The following is a 16,220-nucleotide window of genomic DNA, read 5'->3' as shown; positions in this document are numbered from 1 at the left end:
GTACAACCCGGCCTACATAGGGCGGATGGTCGTCGGGCCATGCCAGCCAAAACGATCCGTTCGCCCAAACTGCCCGTCGTCGCGGTCGTAGATGACGACGAAGCTGTGCGAGAGGCGCTTTCCGATCTCCTCGTCGTGCTGGGACTCGCGTGCCAGACATTCGATCGGGCGGAAGCTTTCATGGCCGAATACCGGCCGCATCACTTCGACTGCCTGATTACCGATGTGAGCATGCCAGGCCGGAGCGGCCTCGAACTCCAGGAAAGATTACGGGAATTGGGTTCGTCAATGCCGGTCATCATCATCACCGCAGATACAAGTCCGGCCACACGGGCACGCGCGCTCGGCGGCGGGGCTCTCGCCTGCTTGACGAAGCCGGTCAATGACGACGTCCTCTTGCACCATCTGCAGTCCGCGCTGGACCGCGCAGGCTGTTCGCGCGGCGACGATCGCCGGGATACGCCTTCAGATGAGTAACCTGTTCCAACGGGCCGCGGGAGGTGACCACACTTTCCCTCACGCCATGGAGTTGGCCGATCTCGCCTCCGAAAGCATCATCGTCAGTGACGCACACGGCGTAATCAGATACTGGAATGCTGCCTCCGAAGCTCTCTACGGCTGGCCTGCCATGGCGATGGTGGGGCAGCGCGTCCAGACGATCGGCTCCCTCGCCCACAGCGGCACCGATCATTTCAGCGAACTCCTGCGCGAAGGCCGGTGGGAGGGAGTGGTCCTCCGGCGCGGTCTGACCGGAACGGACATCATGGCTGCGGTGAGGCAAATCGTCCGCCGGGATGCAGCGGGAGGTTTTCTCGATATTGTCGAGTTCGGCCGGAACGCGGGCTCGCTCTCTCAAACGGCCTACCTGCGCATGGATGCCGAGCTGCAATCTTCCCTCGCCGCGTCCTGGGAACTCGATACGTCGCCCGCGCGCCACTTGCTCGATGCGATCGCCGAGCATCGGCGCGGCGGCATCCCCGTCGATTTCGACCAGCACCCGGATTGGGTCGACGAGATGCTGAGCGCAACCCGCATCCTGGTCGTCAACGATCGCGCGGTCCGCATGTTCGGCGCGCACGCCGGTTACGAGCAGATGATAGGAAAATCCATCAGCGACTTCTGGCCGGCCGAGAGCCGCGCGTTGCTGGCCACACTGATCGAGAGTGTCGCGAGCGATCGCACGCGTCTCGAGATACGCAAGATGATCTTGAGCGGAAGCTTGCGCAATCCCGTGGTCAAGGCCTGGCATTCGGCCGAGCCAAAGCCGCCCGACACGGTGTTCGTGACGATCAACGGCGTGACGAATGATGACCGGACGACCTGGGAATTGCAGGCCAGCGAAGAGAGATACCGTCAGCTCGTGCAATATCTGCCGACCGCGCTCTGGCAGGTCGATTCCCGTCGCGCGGGCGAGGCCTTCGACCAATTGAAGGCAAACGGCGTCCGCGATATCGCCGGCCATCTCGAGCGCAATCCGGACCTCGTCGAACATGCCAAGGACGTCGTCCGCGTCACCGACGTCAATCGCGACGCCGTATCGCTGTTCCGCGCCCACAACCCTGCCGATCTCATCAAGCCGGTCCGGTACATTTTCGCCGCTGCCCCCGGGCTCGCCGAACGGGTCATGGTCGCGCATTTCGAAGGCCGGCGGAACCTGATCGAGGAAACCAGGATTCGCGCTTTCGACGGCTCGATCATCGACGTCCTGTTCACGGTGACCTATCCGGTGCCGCCCGAGCAGCTCGACAACACCTTCATTACCATGCAGGACATCAGCGAGCGATTGAACGCCGAACAGCAGCTGCGGAAACTGCAAGCCGACTTCACGCATGCCGGACGGATCGCAACGCTCGGAGAGCTCGCGACGTCGATTGCGCACGAGATCAACCAGCCGCTTGCGGCCATCGTGACCAACGGCGAGACCAGCCTGAGATGGCTCGCGCGCACGGATCAAAACACGGAGAAGGTCACACAGCTCACCTCCCGAATCGTATCGAACGCGCGGCGCGCCAGCGACATCATACATCGTATCCGCGGCATGGCGGCGAAGCACGAACCGGAGAAGTGTCTCATCGACTTGAACGAGGTGGCCGAGGAGGCGCTGTTGTTCATCCGCCATGACATCGATTCAAAGTCGATCATCCTGTCGGCGACCTTTGGCGCTGACCTCCCCAAGGTCCTGGGCGACCGGATTCAGTTGCAGCAGGTGATCATCAACCTGCTGGTCAACAGTGTCCAGGCGATCGTACAGTCGGGCCAGCCGAAGCGCCGGATCGAGATCAAGACGTCGGTCGATGACGAAGACTCGGTCGTGCTCTCCGTTGCCGACAATGGGCCGGGCGTTCCCGCCGCGGATTTGGCGCACGTCTTCGACAGTTTCTTCAGCACCAAGGACGCGGGGCTCGGCATCGGCCTTGCCATCTGTCAGTCGATCATCACCGCGCATGGCGGCCGCATCGCGGGCGCGAACCGTCCGAATGGTGGCGCGCATTTCCACTTCGCGGTTCCGGTACCGAGGGTACCCAGCCTGGAGCCGGGGTAGGACACGTCAGCGTGAGGCGCGTCCCGCGCTCCGGTGAGCCGCGGCTTCAGTGCGAATGATCGGGCCAAGCTCCGCCCGCCCTATCCCAAGGTACAGGTGACTCTAGTCGCTGAACCAGCGAGACCACACCCGCTGCACGATAGCACCGAGAGCTGCTTCCCATATCGTTACGCACACGATCGAGGCAACCGCTCCGTTCGCCGGCCAATGAAGCGGCCGGCGAGAATTGAACGCAAGACCTCCGCCAAACACGAGCACAATCCATGAGCACGCCGATGGTCGATCCCCAGAACGCTCTGCCGGCCGAATCCAGGACGCGCGAGAGAGACCTTCCGGCCAGCGACCGGCGCGCTGCCGATATGGAGATGACGCGCGTTCTCCACACCGCTCCACTTCATATGGCATTGGACGCCTCCGGTGCCGGGATCGCCCACTGGCAGCATGAACCATTGCACGACGTCGTCGAGCCGATGAGCCACCACGTCATCATGGCCTACAACGGCTCGGTGCAGCGCATGGAGCGGCGGTCTGGAAGCTCGGTCGTCAAAGGAACGTTTCGTCCCGGGGTCGTGATCATCATCCCGGAAGGCTCAAGCTCCCGGTGGGACATTCCGAAACCTGTCGACGTCGTCCAGCTTTATCTTCCTCACGCCATATTGAGGCGCGTTGCCGACGAAGCCGAGACCCACGACCCGACCGACCTTTTGGAGCGAACTGCACATCCCGATCCCATTACATCCCGATTGCTCCTGAGCGCGGCCGGTGTGCTGGAGGGCAACCGGGCACTGGATGCGCTATTCAGGCATCAACTGACCGATCTCCTGGCCACACGTCTCCTGGCCGCGCATACCGGCTCGCCAACGACGTTCCAGCCGACCGCGGGAGGGCTTTCAGCGAAGGTCCTGCTCCGTGCCGTCGAGCGCTTGCGCTCGGACAGCGATGCGGACGTCTCCCTCGATGCCCTGGCTTCGGACGCAGGCCTGTCGCGCTTCCACTTCTGCCGCGCTTTCAAGGAGAGCACCGGGCTTTCACCTCTAGCCTGGTTGCGGCAACACCGGCTCGAGCAGGCGATGATTATGCTGCGCAACACCGACGCATCGATCGTGGCGGTGGCGGTGGAGCTTGGCTATGCCTCCCAGACCGCGTTCGCTGCAGCATTCAAGCGATCGACCGGGGAAACCCCGAGCGATTGGCGGCGGCGCATGCGTTAGCAACTGTCCCCCTGCAGTTAACGAAGTGCCTTTCGAACGCGAGGAACAGCCCGATGAACCAGCCAATCCTGAAGGATCCTTTGAAGGCTCTGCTCGTCGACCCCGGCGCTCGACATCGCGACACCGCGGTCACCGAGCGGCGCCGCGCCGACGTGGAAATGGCGCGCGTCCTCAAGACCGCACCGCTCCAAATGGCTTCGGACCCTTCCAGCGGCGTCATCGCGCATTGGAAGCACGGGGCGCTGCATGACGTGGTCGAACCCATGACCGACCACGTCATCATGACTTACCCCACAGGTGTTCAGCGTCTGGAACGTCGCTCCGGGACATCGGTTGCGATTGGAACGGCGCGCTCCGGGGTTGTGACAATCATTCCGGCCGGTTCACGCGCAAGATGGGATATTCCCGGGTTCGTCGACGTCATCCAACTCTACCTTCCGCATGCGGCGCTCGAACGTATCGTCCGCGAAGCCAACGCGCCCACCCTCGGCGACCTTCTGGAACGAACGGGTCATCCAGACCCCGTCCTATCCGGATTGCTGATGAGTGCAGCGGACGTGCTGGAAGGCAATACGGCCTTGGATCTGCTGTTCAGGCAGCAGCTGACGGAGGTTCTGGCCACACGTATCCTGGCCGAGCACACTGGCGTGCCCACGACGTTCGAGCCGATCATGGGCGGCCTGTCCTCCCATGTTCTGCGACGCACGATCGAACGCCTGCGCTCGGACATCAATTCTGACGTGTCGCTCGCGGCGCTTGCTTCGGATGCCGGCCTGTCGCGCTTCCACTTCTGTCGTGCCTTCAAGGAAAGCACCGGGCTTTCACCTCATGCCTGGCTGCGCCAGCAGCGGCTGGAGCAGGCGATGAACATGCTGCGCGAAACCGATGTGCCGATCGTGTCGGTGGCCGCCAAGCTCGGCTACGCCTCACAAACTGCGTTCACCGCCGCATTCAAGAAACTGACCGGCGAAACCCCCAGCGATTGGCGACGGCGCATACGGTAACAGCAATCGCGATGCAGGTGCCGCAATCGCACTGGCGCAGACGTAGCGTCGATCCGGTAAACGATCAGGGTCCCCCACGCTCCAATAGACGGAGACGAACATGACCTCGAAGACCTTCAGCCTCTCTGCAATCGCGCCGCGACGCAGACTAGTCGCAGGCACAATCGTCTACGGATTGTCATTGGCGGTACGCTTCACCTCTGCAACGGGCGAGGAAGTGGAAATTCCACCCCAGTCCATGCACAGGACGACTCCGGCGATGTCCGTCATGCTCAGCGACGACACACGGCTCCCCTACGCCGACTGGAGCGGCCCGAACGCCGCCGGAGCGGCTTTCTTCCGCCGCTTGTCCCTGCGGGCGTCGTCGATGCCGAGCTGTCCCTCCCCTTAAGACCGGCGACTTCGTTTCACGTCTTCGCGTCGTCGTCGAGTTCGAGTGGCCGCATCCAGGCAGCGGCGGCGGCAACGCGCGTATGCCCGAAGAGCAACCACAGGAGAAAGTCACATGCGAATAGTCATCATTGGCGCCGGTTTCGCCGGCATGTACGCTGCACTTCAGCTGCCCGTTTGCGCGATATCCAGGGCGTCTTGCCCGAAGAGCTGGAGATCGCGCTGGTGGCTCCCGAGCCGACACTGGTGGTTCGTCCGCGACTCTACGAAGGGAAGCCCGAAACGCTGACGGCGCCGCTGCAGGATGTCCTCAAGGCCATTGACGTCGTCTACGTGCAAGGCAGCGCCGAGACGGTCGACACCACGGCTCGCACGGTGGAGATCGCCGGTATCAAGGGTGCGAAGAAGCACCTGTCCTACGATCGGCTGGTGGTGGCGACCGGCAGCCGGCTGTTTCGTCCGAATATCCCCGGCCTTGCCGAGCACGGCTTCAGTGTCGACCAGCTCGACGATGCAATTGCGCTCGACCGGCATCTTCACGGTCTGGCCGATCGGCCGGCAAGGAACGGACGCGACACCGTCGTCGTTGCCGGCGGCGGCTTTACGGGGATCGAGACGGCCACGGAGATGCCCGCCCGGCTTCGCGCGATCTTCGGCAAGGATGCCAGGCCGCGCATCGTCATCGTCGATCGGAACAGTGCGATTGCACCCGACATGGGGGCCGGCCCCCGCCCCGTCATCGAGGATGCGCTGCGCACGCTCGGCGTGGAGACCCGGCTCGGTGCCAGCGTCGCATCGCTCGATGAATCCGGGGTGACACTGACGTCCGGCGAGCACATCGAAAGCGAGACCGTGATCTGGGCAGCGGGCATGCGGGCAGCGCCTCTGACCGCGCAGATTCCCGCCGAACGCGACAATTTCGGGCGGCTGCTGGTCGACCGCGACTTGCGCGTGCTGAACGTCGCCGGCGTCTTTGCCACGGGCGATGCCGCGAGAGCTGCCAGCGACAACATCGGCAATTACGCGCTGATGTCGTGCCAGCACGCCACGCGGATGGGCGCCTTTGCCGGCAACAATGCCGCGGCCGAGCTGTTGGGAGTCGCCACGAAGCCGTATCACCAGGAGGCATATGCGACCTGTCTCGACCTGGGCGAGGCCGGCGCGATCTTCACGCGTGGCTGGGATCGGGCGCTCGAACTCGTCGGGACCGAGGCCAAGAAGACCAAGCAACAGATCAACACCGTGTGGATCTATCCGCCGCCGGCCGAGCGTGCCGCCGCGCTCGCCGCAGCCGATCCCGAGCGTGTCGGCGAGGTGTAGGCCGCCTCACCAAACCAGGCCCGCGCTTCTCGCGCAGGAGCGCGGCCCGCTCAAAATCGACCAACCTGGAGATCACCGCAATGAAACCCGAGACCGTCCGCGCGACAGCGTTTGCGATGCCGGTGACGAACCCGGCTTTTCCGCCGGGCCCCTACCGCTTCGTCAACCGCGAGTACTTCATCATCCAGTACCGGACCGACCCCGAGGCGCTGCGCCGGATCGTGCCCGAGCCGCTCGCGCTCGCGGAACCGGTCGTGAACTACGAGTTCATCCGCATGCCGGACTCGACCGGTTTCGGCGACTACACAGAAAGCGGTCAGGTCATCCCTGTGTCCTATCAGGGCCAGGCGGGCAGCTTCACCCACCAGATGTTTCTCAACGACCATCCGCCAATCGCGGGCGGGCGTGAGCTGTGGGGATTTCCCAAGAAGCTGGCACAGCCGAAGCTCGCGGTCGAGATCGATACGCTGGTCGGCACCCTGAACTACGGCTCGGTGCGCATCGCAACCGGCACCATGGGATACAAGCACCGCGCCCTCGACAGCGCAGCCGAGGCGAGGAAGCTCGCCGCGCCCAATTTCCTGCTCAAGATCATCCCGCATGTCGACGGCTCGGCTCGAATCTGCGAGTTGGTCCGCTACCACCTCGAAGACATCACCGTGAAGGGCGCATGGACCGGCCCCGCTGCGCTCGATCTGTATTCGCACGCGCTCGCCCCCGTCGCTGAACTGCCGGTCCTTCAAGTGCTGTCGGCCAAGCACATCGTGGCCGATTTGACGCTCGGGCTCGGCACCGTGGTCCACGACTACCTCTCGCCGGGCGCAACCGCGCAGCGACGCGGATCCAGATCCGAAATCCTTATCGAAGCGAACGCGGGCTGATCGGATCAGCCACAATATCGGAGGGTTCGAAATGCTTAAAGTCATGCGCGAGCAAATCAGTCCGGCGCCGCAGCAATTGGGGTCGATGCCATATGACGTGGTCGCTCTGGTCCTGCAGGGCGGCGGAGCTCTCGGCGCCTATCAGGCCGGAGTCTATGAAGGCCTGCACGAGGCCGGCATCCGGCCGAACTGGCTGGCCGGAATCTCGATCGGGGCCCTCAACGCCGCCATCATTGCCGGTTCGCCTGAAGGCGAACGCGTGCAAAGGCTGCGCGAATTCTGGGAAACCATCTGCGCCTTCTCGATCGAGTGGCCCCCAGGCGAAGGGCTGGCCAATGCCTTGCCCTTTGCCTTCGACATCAACTCGGTGCGCAACGCGATGGCGGCGGCCAGAGCCCTGGTCCAGGGCCAGCCCGGCTTCTTCAAGCCGCGCTTCCCCTCGCCGCTGTGGTCGCCATTCTCGGGCGATGCCGCAACGAGCTTCTACGACACCGCACCGTTGCACCGAACGCTGGAGCGGCTCGTCGATTTCGACCGGCTGAACTCGGGCGACGTGCGCGTCAGCGTCGGCGCGGTCAACGTCCGCACTGGCAATTTGACCTATTTCGACACCGCCGAACGTCGGCTGGGACCGAAACATTTCATGGCATCCGGTGCCCTGCCGCCAGGATTCCCCGCCGTCGAAATCGAAGGCGAACATTACTGGGATGGCGGCGTGGTGTCGAACACGCCACTCTCCCGTGTCCTGTCCGGCGAGCCGCGCGACACCCTGACGTTCCAGATCGATCTCTGGTCGGCCAGAGGCCGCGTTCCCTACGACCTGATGGACGTGTCGAGCCGTCAGAAGGACATCCAGTATTCGAGCCGCACACGCTCCGTCACCGACCAGGTGTTGCGGATGCAGAAGATGCGCCGGGCATTGCAACGAACGATGGAAGAGTTGCCGGAGAGCGCAAGGGCGAAGCCGGAAATCCGCGCCATTGCAGATATGGCCCGGCACCGCGCCTACAACATCGTTCACCTGATCTACCAGTCCAAGACCTACGAGGGTCATTCCAGGGACTACGAGTTCGGGCTGAGTGCGATGCGCAGGCATTGGCAGAGCGGGCTCGACGACATCCGCCGCACCCTGGCCGACCCGGGCCGCCTGGACCCGCCGTCACCAGAACTCGGCATCGTCACTCACGATATTCATCGCCGCGATTGAGCTCTAGCGCTGCCCGCAGCTTCAGGAGAATGCCATGTCGACCATTTCTTTTGTTCCCGAGGAAAAAGCCCAGACCAAGCTTCGCCCGTCCCGGCAGGCGATCAGGCGGGCAGCGCTGGCGTTTGCCGCAGCGCTCGGTGTCGCCGGGGCGGCCGAGTTCGCTCGCTACTACCTCACGATCGGCCGCTACCTGGAAACCACCGACGACGCCTATGTCAAAGCCGATTCCACGATCATCGCGCCGAAGGTCTCCGGCTACATCGCCGAAGTCCTTGTCTCCGACAACGAGCCGGTCAAGACCGGTCAGATCCTGGCGCGGATCGACGACCGCGATTTCAGGACGGCGCTCGATCAAGCCCACGCCGATGTCGCCGCAGCCGATGCCGCGGTGCGTAACCTCAATGCGCAGATCGAACTGCAGGAGCCGGTAATCCAGCAGCAGGCCGCATTGGTCGAGGCCGGTGAAGCGGGGCTTGAATTCGCGCGGGAAGAACAGGCCCGTTACGACGGCTTGATGAAGACCGGCTCCGGCACCATCCAGCGCGCGCAGCAGACCGACGCGGCGCTACGCGAGAAGTCCGCCCAGTTGCTCGGAGAGAAGTCGGCATTGATCGCCGCCAACAAGAGGATCGAGGTGCTCGCGACCGACCGCGCCAAGGCGGTTGCCCAGCTCGATCATGCCCGCGCGGTCGAGCAACAGGCAGCGCTTAACCTGTCCTATACGCGGATCACCGCGCCCGTTGACGGTACGGTCGGCGCGCGCTCGCTGCGGGTCGGCCAGTTCGTGCAAGCCGGCACCCAGCTGATGGCAGTCGTGCCGCTCGATGCGGTCTATGTGGTCGCCAATTTCAAGGAGACGCAGCTCACCCATGTGCGCGACGGACAGCCGGTCGAGCTGCGGATCGACAGCTTCCATTCGACCAGACTGACGGGCCGTGTCGACAGCCTGTCGCCGGCGAGCGGCCTGGAATTCGCGCTGCTGCCGCCCGACAACGCTACGGGCAACTTCACCAAGATCGTGCAGCGCGTGCCGGTGAAGATCGTGCTCGACGACCGCAGGCTGAAGGGCCTGCTACGCCCCGGCATGTCGGCGCTGCCGACCATCAACACCAAGACCGCCGTCCTCGCCGAGCGCGAAGCCGAAAAGCGCGTTGCATCGCGCGCCCCTCAGCCCCGTAGCTGAACGACAATCGTTCCTCCTGCGCACGCGAAGAGACGGCCATGACCACGGATCGAACCATCGGCGACGTCGCCCCAACCGGCGATGCCGGGTCGCCCGGCGCGGCCCCGGCTGCTCCCGTCGTCTCCGCAAGAACCTGGCTTGCGGTGATCGGCTCCACGCTTGGCGCCTTCATGGCGGTCCTCAACATCCAGATCGTCAATGCCTCGCTTGCCGACATCCAGGGCGGGATCGGCGCGGGGATCGACGATGGCGGCTGGATCTCGACCTCGTATCTGATCGCCGAGATCGTGGTGATCCCGCTCAGCGGCTGGCTCGCACAGGTATTCTCGGTTCGCATCTACCTGTTGACCAACGCCGTCCTCTTCCTGGTGTTCTCGGCGGCCTGCGCGCTCGCACAGGACCTGTCGCAAATGATCGTGCTGCGCGCCGTGCAGGGCTTCACCGGTGGCGTGCTGATCCCGATGGCGTTCACGCTGATCATCACGCTGCTGCCGAAGGCGAAGCAGCCGATCGGCCTGGCGCTGTTCGCGATTTCCGCGACCTTTGCGCCCGCGATCGGACCGACCATCGGCGGCTATCTCACCGAGAATCTCGGCTGGGAATACATCTTCTACGTCAACGTCGTGCCCGGCGCGGTCATGATCGCCATGCTGTATGTCTCGCTGGACGCGACGCCCATGAAGCTCTCGTTGCTGCGCGAAGGCGACTGGGCCGGTATCGTCACCATGGCGATCGGGCTCGCCGCGCTGCAGACCGTGCTGGAAGAAGGCAACAAGGACGACTGGTTTGGCTCGCCGTTCATCGTCCGTCTCGCCGCGATCGCCGCAATCTCGCTCACGCTGTTCGTCGCGATCGAGCTGACCGCCAATAAACCGCTGCTGAACCTGCGCCTGCTGGTTCGCCGCAATTTCGGCTTTGGCGTTCTCGCAAATCTGCTGCTTGGAGTCGCTCTATACGGCTCGGTCTATGTCCTGCCGGTCTATCTCTCGCGCATCCAGGGCTATAATTCCGAGCAGATCGGCATGGTCCTGGCCTGGACCGGGTTGCCGCAGCTCCTGCTGATCCCACTGGTGCCGCAGCTCATGAAGCGCGTCGACCCGCGCATCGTGATCGGCGCCGGCTTTGCGCTGTTCTCTGCCTCCAACTTCATGAACATCTACATGACCAATGACTATGCCGCCGATCAACTGTTCTGGCCCAACGTAATCCGCGCCTTTGGTCAGGCCCTCTGCTTCGCGCCGCTTTCAGCGGTCGCCACGGCCGGCGTCGAGTCCGAGAATGCCGGGTCTGCATCCGCGCTGTTCAACATGACGCGGAATCTCGGCGGCGCCATCGGCATCGCCGCGCTGCAGACACTTCTCACCAAGCGCGAGCAGTATCACTCCAACGTGCTGATGCAATCGGTATCGATGTTCGAGCAGGCGACCCGGACCCGGATCGAGCAGCTTACGCAGTATTTCATGAACCACGGCATCATCGATCGCGTCGACGCTGCGCACCGCGCCTATGTTGCGGTCGGCAAGGTCGTGCAGAAGCAGGCTTTCATCCTGGCCTTCAGCGACACCTTCTACGTACTCGGTGCAGCCCTGATCGTCGCGCTGCTCGCCGCGTTGCTGCTGAAGAAGTCCGGCCCGCTCGAGGCCGGCGGTGCCCATTGATCATCGTTCAACCCGCATCTCCTAAGGAAAGGAAACTCCCATGTTGAAGAACAAGGTTGCCGTCGTGACCGGATCGACCAGCGGCATCGGGCTCGGCATCGCCAGAGAGTTGGCCAGGCTCGGCGCCGACCTCGTCTTGAACGGCTTCGGCGATGCCGGTGAAATCGAGACGATCCGCAGCGGGATTGCGCGCGAGTTTGGGGTGCGTGTCGTCTACGACGGCGCGGACATGTCGAAGGCAGACGCCGTACGCGGCCTGATCGCCGCGACGATCGACAAGTTCGGGCACCTCGACATTCTCGTGAATAATGCCGGCATCCAGTTCACCGCGCCGGTTGAAGATTTTCCGGCCGCCAAGTGGGATGCGATTCTGGGTATCAACCTGTCGGCGGCGTTCCACGGCATCGCGGCGGCCGTGCCACAGATGAAGAAGCAGCGCTGGGGGCGGATCGTCAACATCGCTTCGGCGCACGGCCTCGTCGCGTCGACACACAAGGCGGCTTACGTCGCTGCCAAGCACGGGCTGGTCGGCTTGACCAAAGTGGTGAGCCTGGAGACCGCCGGAAGCGGCGTGACCTGCAATGCGGTTTGTCCTGGATGGGTACGAACGCCGTTGGTGGACAAGCAGATCGACGACATCGCGGCGCAAAGAGGGATTGGACAAAAGGAAGCCGCCAGGGACCTGCTGGCCGAGAAGCAGCCATCCCTGGAATTCGTCTCTCCGGCACAACTTGGGGCCACCGTGGCTTTCCTGTGCTCGGCCGCCGCCGATCAGATCACGGGCACAGCGATCTCGGTCGACGGCGGCTGGACCGCGCAATAGGAGGCTCTCTCATGGTGCAAAGGTCGGCTGATTCATCTGACGACGTAGTGGAGCTGTCGCGCCTCGAGGCGCGGCTGCCACCGTTGCTCAGCGTCATCGCCGGAATGGTCGACTTCACCGGCTTCTCCACCCTGGGCCATATCTTCACGGCCCATGTGACCGGCAATATCGTGCTGGCCACCGTCGTTGCCGTCGACCGCGGCCCGTTTCATTGGGCCCAGTTGCTGGCCATCCCCGTCTTCCTGTTGGCACTGGCAACCGTCGCGCTGATCGCCCGAGCGTCCCGGAGGCACGGTCCGAGCCTGGCACGGCTGCTGCTTCTGGTTCAGTTGCTTGTACTTGCCGCGCTCTTGATTTTCAGCGTCATCGCGAAGCCCTCTGCCGATCCGGTTGGCGTGCGAGCCGGCACGGCCGCGATGATGGCCGTGTCCGCGATGGCCTGCCAGTATGCGCTCCTTCGACTCGCCATGCCCGGCGCGATCTCGACGGCGGTGATGACCGGCAATCTCGCCAACGCCGTCTTGTCAGCGATGGACCTGCTCTCAGCCAGCCGTCCCTTGCTGCCGCCCGATTCAACGCCGCTGTACCGCTCGCTTGACCGCTTGCTCGGATTTCTCGTGGGATGCGTTGTTGCCGCGGCCGCGATTTCGTTGGTGGGAGATTGGGCCTGGTCTCTCCCGACGGCGCTGGCTGCCGTTGCAATTGGGGTGCGCTAACGGCTGCTGGCGGAGGAATCGCGCGGACGGCTAGCCCTTCGACCGCACTCCCTAATTCAGTTCAGGCGCCCGGGGAATCTCGAATATGCCGTGATGTCGTCCTGAACGTGTGCACGTGATCGCCCGAGGCGCCCTCAAGGCTTGCTTACGTTGCCGGCAGCGAGGTTTTGCTTGATCTCCCGGTGCACACGCCGCCTCCTAATCGATTGAAACGCTTAAACTCTTGCTCCAATCCATCATGGGCAAGTTTGAGCTGCTCCAGTAATTGGTGTCCAATTAGATGCATCCAGTTAGATGCAACCAGAGACAGTACGTCGCCAATGACAAATCAGGAGGCCACCCTGCCCCGGTCCGGTCAGCCCATCGGTTCAAATAATGGAGGCGGAACCCAGCTATTTCCCGTCTCGACATTCGTCCGCTGACCTCATGTTCAGAAGCTGCCGTTGGCGCGATGACCAGGCTAAGGAAAATCGAGTCCTGTCACATCAGACCTAGGCTGCGGACCAGCATGTAAATCGCAACCGCGAATATGAGCGCCGCAAACACGGTGTTCAACGCGCCCTTGCGGCCAGCGAGCGAGGTCGCGGAGCGGGCGCCAAGAAGCCCGCCGAGGACGCCGCCGACGATGAACAACGTGGCGAGAGACCAATCTACAAAGCCGGACAGAGCGTAGTTCGCCGCAGTGGTCAGCCCGAAGGCGGTGACCGCCAGGAGAGACGACCCCACCGCGTACAGGATCGGCATGCCAGTGGCGGCGATCAGGGCCGGGACGATCAAAAAGCCACCTCCGATGCCGAAGAAGCCGGACAAGGCTCCCGTGACGAGTGCCAAGGCCAGAAGCTTCGGCAGATTTTCACGGGTGAGCCGAACCGACGCCTCGCCCCCGCCGGAGCCGCCCCTCAACATCAGCACGCCTACCACCAACATCACGATGGCGAACAGGGCGAGCAGCTTCTGACCATCGATGATCTTGCCGAGGGTAGAGCCGAGAAAGGCACCAGCTATTCCCGCGAGCGCGAACACGGAGGCGCAGCGCCACTTCACATTGCCGGCGCGCACGTGAGTCGCAAGATTCGCGGCAGCATTGGCCGCGACGGCGATCGCGCTGGTCCCGATCGCCACATGCGGGTCCGATACCCCGACCACATAGATGAGGAGCGGCACGGCCAAAATCGAGCCGCCTCCTCCGACTAACCCCAGCGAAAAGCCGACCAGCGAGCCGGAGGCGATGCCGAACGCGCCTTGGGTCAACGACAGCATCGTAGACTCCTCGATCGCACGTCACGGCCTCGCGAGACGCAGGGACTCTGGTTCCAGGTCCGCCTCTATCGGGAGGCGACCCACGCAGCAAAACGGGTAAGACCTACCGCGATCAGCTCGACGCCGGCTTAGGCCGACATCGCGAATCACTCGGCTGACACCAGCTGACGAGAAGCGTGGCCGCGAGGGCAAGGCTGCTACCACCGATCTGCATTTGGCGTCGAAGCTCGAGCAGTTAACGCCGGTCGGTCGCGACCGGCAGACCTGCCTTGCGCCAAGCCTCGAGCCCGCCTTCGACTATGAAAGCCTCGCAGGTTTGGTCGAGTTTCGCCGCGAGCCGAGCCGCGTTGGCCTGGGTGCGGGCGCCGCTCTTGCAGTGAAAGATGACCGCCTTGCCTTGGTGCGCAGCGAAATTCACTTCGTCGAGCTTCGACAACGGCAGATGCCGCGCACCGGGAATCTTCTCGCGGGCGTGTTCATCCGCCTCGCGGATGTCGATGAGAATAGCGCCGCTGTCGAGAAGATCGCGCGCCGCTTTCGGCTTGATTGCAGGTAGAGACATTCTTACCTCCTTGTTACTTATCTGCGTTTCGTCTTGACGGGTGCGCAAAACAGCCTGTGCAGCGTGGCGAAGAGTTGCTCGATGCGCGGATCGGCAATGCGATACCAGAGCGTTTGGCTCTCCCGCCGGAACGTGACGAGACCCTCCTCGCGCATTCTTGCGAGGTGCTGCGAGAGGGCCGATTGCGACAGATCGACGGCGCTCGCGAGGGAGCTCACATTGGCCTCGCCGCATTCGACGAGCCTGCACAGGATCATCAACCGGCGTTCATTGGCGAGCGCCCGCAAGATCCCGGCCACCTCGACCGCCTGCTTCTCGAATGCTTCTGGATCGAACGTTAGGGTGGCCATCGGCCAATACCTCTTACTTTAGCTATCACTTTTTTAGTGATATCTAATATCTATGTCAGGAGCCGACCGAAAGATAGCGTCCGGAGGTTTCACAATGTCACAACCGGTCATCCGATCCTTGACGAGACTGTTCATGTGTCACGACTACAAGGCTCCCGGTCGTGACACCTTCGCCTGGGAGACCACGGTGCGCGAGCAGCGTGAGAACAACGTCCACGTCAAGCAAGGGGTGTCGGAAGACGAATTCGTGGCCATGCGTCAGGCGCGGGACACCAAATTGCCGGCCCCGCGGCGGCGGCTGCCCTCCATCCAGGTCAACATCCGTGCCGGCAAATTTCCGCCGGCCGAAGCCAACGGGGTGCGCCACCTCACCATCCCGGTGACGCTGAAGGGAGGCGCACAGACCTGCGTCTAGGCGCGAGACGTTCGCGCGGGACGCGGCGGCACCCATCGTTGCTCAAAGATCGAACGTCAGCTCCGATCTGGTTCCGCTGCGATCTTCGCGGTTCGCTATGGTGAGTTCCGCCCCGACTTTTGCAAGCACCAGCTTGACGGTCGCAAGACCCAGGCCGCTTCCGATCGGACTCCTCGGTCTTCCCCGGAAAAAACGCTTGCCGATCTGGTCGAGCGCGTCCGCAGGAATCCCCGGCCCTCGTCCTCGATCGCGATGGCGTTCTTCCCGGCGATCCAGACGACACGTCTCTTGCGGGTATGCTGCATGGCGTTCTCATGCAGGCTGCGAAGCGCGAGCTGGGGGCATTCGACGTTCCTGGCAAGCACGCCGAACCCACGGGCCTCGAGCGCGGCTATTGTCCGGTCGTCGGCTTCCGGAAAAGGAACGTCTAGCCTCTTCGCGAAGTATTAGGACATCCCGGGCTTCTCTACTGAGTGACGGGCAGAGCTGTGCGGGGCCTCTTGGCGATATTCGGCGGAATAAGCGACATTGGCCCGCATTTCTCGGTTGATACGGCAATTGTCGCTCTCTGCGGAGTGGAGAAGTACCCGGTTTCGCGTCGTCGTCATCATTTCCTCCGCGCTGGCAACGACTACGCCGGGATGATCGGATTCGTTCTAACCTGGTAAAGTCAGGTTGTCTGACTGATACGCCTAAGT

Annotated in this window: 15 protein-coding genes and 2 pseudogenes; 13 read left to right on the top strand and 4 right to left on the bottom strand. The window is 63.3% G+C overall.

Features of this window, described 5'->3' with window-relative positions:
• Positions 1-39: 39 nt before the first annotated feature.
• The 12 genes and pseudogenes from AC1RUR_RS24660 to AC1RUR_RS24605 all read left to right on the top strand — a co-directional run bounded on the left by AC1RUR_RS24660 (position 40) and on the right by AC1RUR_RS24605 (position 12,935).
• A complete protein-coding gene (locus AC1RUR_RS24660) occupies positions 40-477 on the top strand; it encodes a response regulator transcription factor (RefSeq protein ID WP_492848761.1) in 438 nt (145 codons plus the stop codon).
• On the top strand, positions 470-2,542 hold the full coding sequence (locus AC1RUR_RS24655) for a PAS domain-containing sensor histidine kinase (protein ID WP_492848759.1): 2,073 nt from the start codon (positions 470-472) through the stop codon (positions 2,540-2,542). Before AC1RUR_RS24660 ends, AC1RUR_RS24655 begins: the two co-directional genes overlap by 8 nt.
• A 263-nt stretch (positions 2,543-2,805) precedes the next feature.
• Positions 2,806-3,753: a helix-turn-helix transcriptional regulator gene (locus tag AC1RUR_RS24650; RefSeq protein WP_492848757.1), complete on the top strand. Its 948-nt coding sequence runs from the start codon at positions 2,806-2,808 to the stop codon at positions 3,751-3,753.
• Positions 3,754-3,806: 53 nt separating this feature from the next.
• Positions 3,807-4,757, top strand: coding sequence for a helix-turn-helix transcriptional regulator (locus AC1RUR_RS24645; protein WP_492848755.1), 951 nt, complete (start codon positions 3,807-3,809; stop codon positions 4,755-4,757).
• 100 nt (positions 4,758-4,857) lie between these two features.
• Positions 4,858-5,148, top strand: a complete 291-nt coding sequence (locus tag AC1RUR_RS24640; RefSeq protein WP_492848753.1) for a hypothetical protein — start codon at positions 4,858-4,860, stop codon at positions 5,146-5,148.
• 114 nt (positions 5,149-5,262) lie between these two features.
• Positions 5,263-6,467: pseudogene (locus AC1RUR_RS24635) on the top strand (NAD(P)/FAD-dependent oxidoreductase).
• Between the two features lie 80 nt (positions 6,468-6,547).
• Positions 6,548-7,348 carry an acetoacetate decarboxylase gene (locus AC1RUR_RS24630; RefSeq protein ID WP_492848751.1) on the top strand — a complete coding sequence of 267 codons (801 nt, stop codon included), beginning with the start codon at positions 6,548-6,550 and terminating at the stop codon, positions 7,346-7,348.
• 31 nt (positions 7,349-7,379) lie between these two features.
• Positions 7,380-8,555, top strand: coding sequence for a DUF3734 domain-containing protein (locus AC1RUR_RS24625; RefSeq protein WP_492848749.1), 1,176 nt, complete (start codon positions 7,380-7,382; stop codon positions 8,553-8,555).
• 34 nt (positions 8,556-8,589) lie between these two features.
• On the top strand, positions 8,590-9,738 hold the full coding sequence (locus tag AC1RUR_RS24620; protein ID WP_492848747.1) for an HlyD family secretion protein: 1,149 nt from the start codon (positions 8,590-8,592) through the stop codon (positions 9,736-9,738).
• Positions 9,739-9,776: 38 nt separating this feature from the next.
• A complete protein-coding gene (locus tag AC1RUR_RS24615; protein WP_492848745.1) occupies positions 9,777-11,396 on the top strand; it encodes an MDR family MFS transporter in 1,620 nt (539 codons plus the stop codon).
• A gap of 40 nt (positions 11,397-11,436) precedes the next feature.
• Positions 11,437-12,219, top strand: a complete 783-nt coding sequence (locus AC1RUR_RS24610) for a 3-hydroxybutyrate dehydrogenase (protein ID WP_492848743.1) — start codon at positions 11,437-11,439, stop codon at positions 12,217-12,219.
• A gap of 11 nt (positions 12,220-12,230) precedes the next feature.
• Complete coding sequence (locus AC1RUR_RS24605) at positions 12,231-12,935, top strand: DUF1275 family protein (protein ID WP_492848741.1); 705 nt, start codon at positions 12,231-12,233, stop codon at positions 12,933-12,935.
• Between the two features lie 480 nt (positions 12,936-13,415).
• On the opposite strand, the gene AC1RUR_RS24600 is transcribed toward AC1RUR_RS24605, so the two are convergent.
• The 3 genes from AC1RUR_RS24600 to AC1RUR_RS24590 form a co-directional block, all read right to left on the bottom strand.
• The gene (locus tag AC1RUR_RS24600) at positions 13,416-14,195 is read right to left on the bottom strand and encodes a sulfite exporter TauE/SafE family protein (protein ID WP_492848739.1); all 780 of its coding nucleotides are present in this window, start codon (positions 14,193-14,195) and stop codon (positions 13,416-13,418) included.
• Positions 14,196-14,430: 235 nt separating this feature from the next.
• Entirely contained in the window at positions 14,431-14,757 is a 327-nt protein-coding gene (locus AC1RUR_RS24595; protein ID WP_492848737.1) for a rhodanese-like domain-containing protein, read from the bottom strand.
• A gap of 17 nt (positions 14,758-14,774) precedes the next feature.
• A complete protein-coding gene (locus tag AC1RUR_RS24590) occupies positions 14,775-15,107 on the bottom strand; it encodes an ArsR/SmtB family transcription factor (protein ID WP_492848735.1) in 333 nt (110 codons plus the stop codon).
• A gap of 121 nt (positions 15,108-15,228) precedes the next feature.
• On the opposite strand from AC1RUR_RS24590, the pseudogene AC1RUR_RS24585 reads away from it, so the two are divergent.
• Positions 15,229-15,522 (top strand): annotated as a pseudogene (locus AC1RUR_RS24585) (MBL fold metallo-hydrolase); the annotation flags it as partial.
• A gap of 42 nt (positions 15,523-15,564) precedes the next feature.
• On the opposite strand, the gene AC1RUR_RS24580 reads toward AC1RUR_RS24585, so the two are convergent.
• Positions 15,565-15,750 carry an ATP-binding protein gene (locus AC1RUR_RS24580; protein ID WP_492849034.1) on the bottom strand — a complete coding sequence of 62 codons (186 nt, stop codon included), beginning with the start codon at positions 15,748-15,750 and terminating at the stop codon, positions 15,565-15,567.
• Positions 15,751-16,220 lie beyond the last annotated feature (470 nt).

The organism is Bradyrhizobium sp. GW821-FHT12B03 (assembly GCF_058807535.1).
The sequence above is the reverse complement of the archived record's forward strand: the minus strand, read 5'-3'. Positions and strand labels throughout refer to the sequence as shown.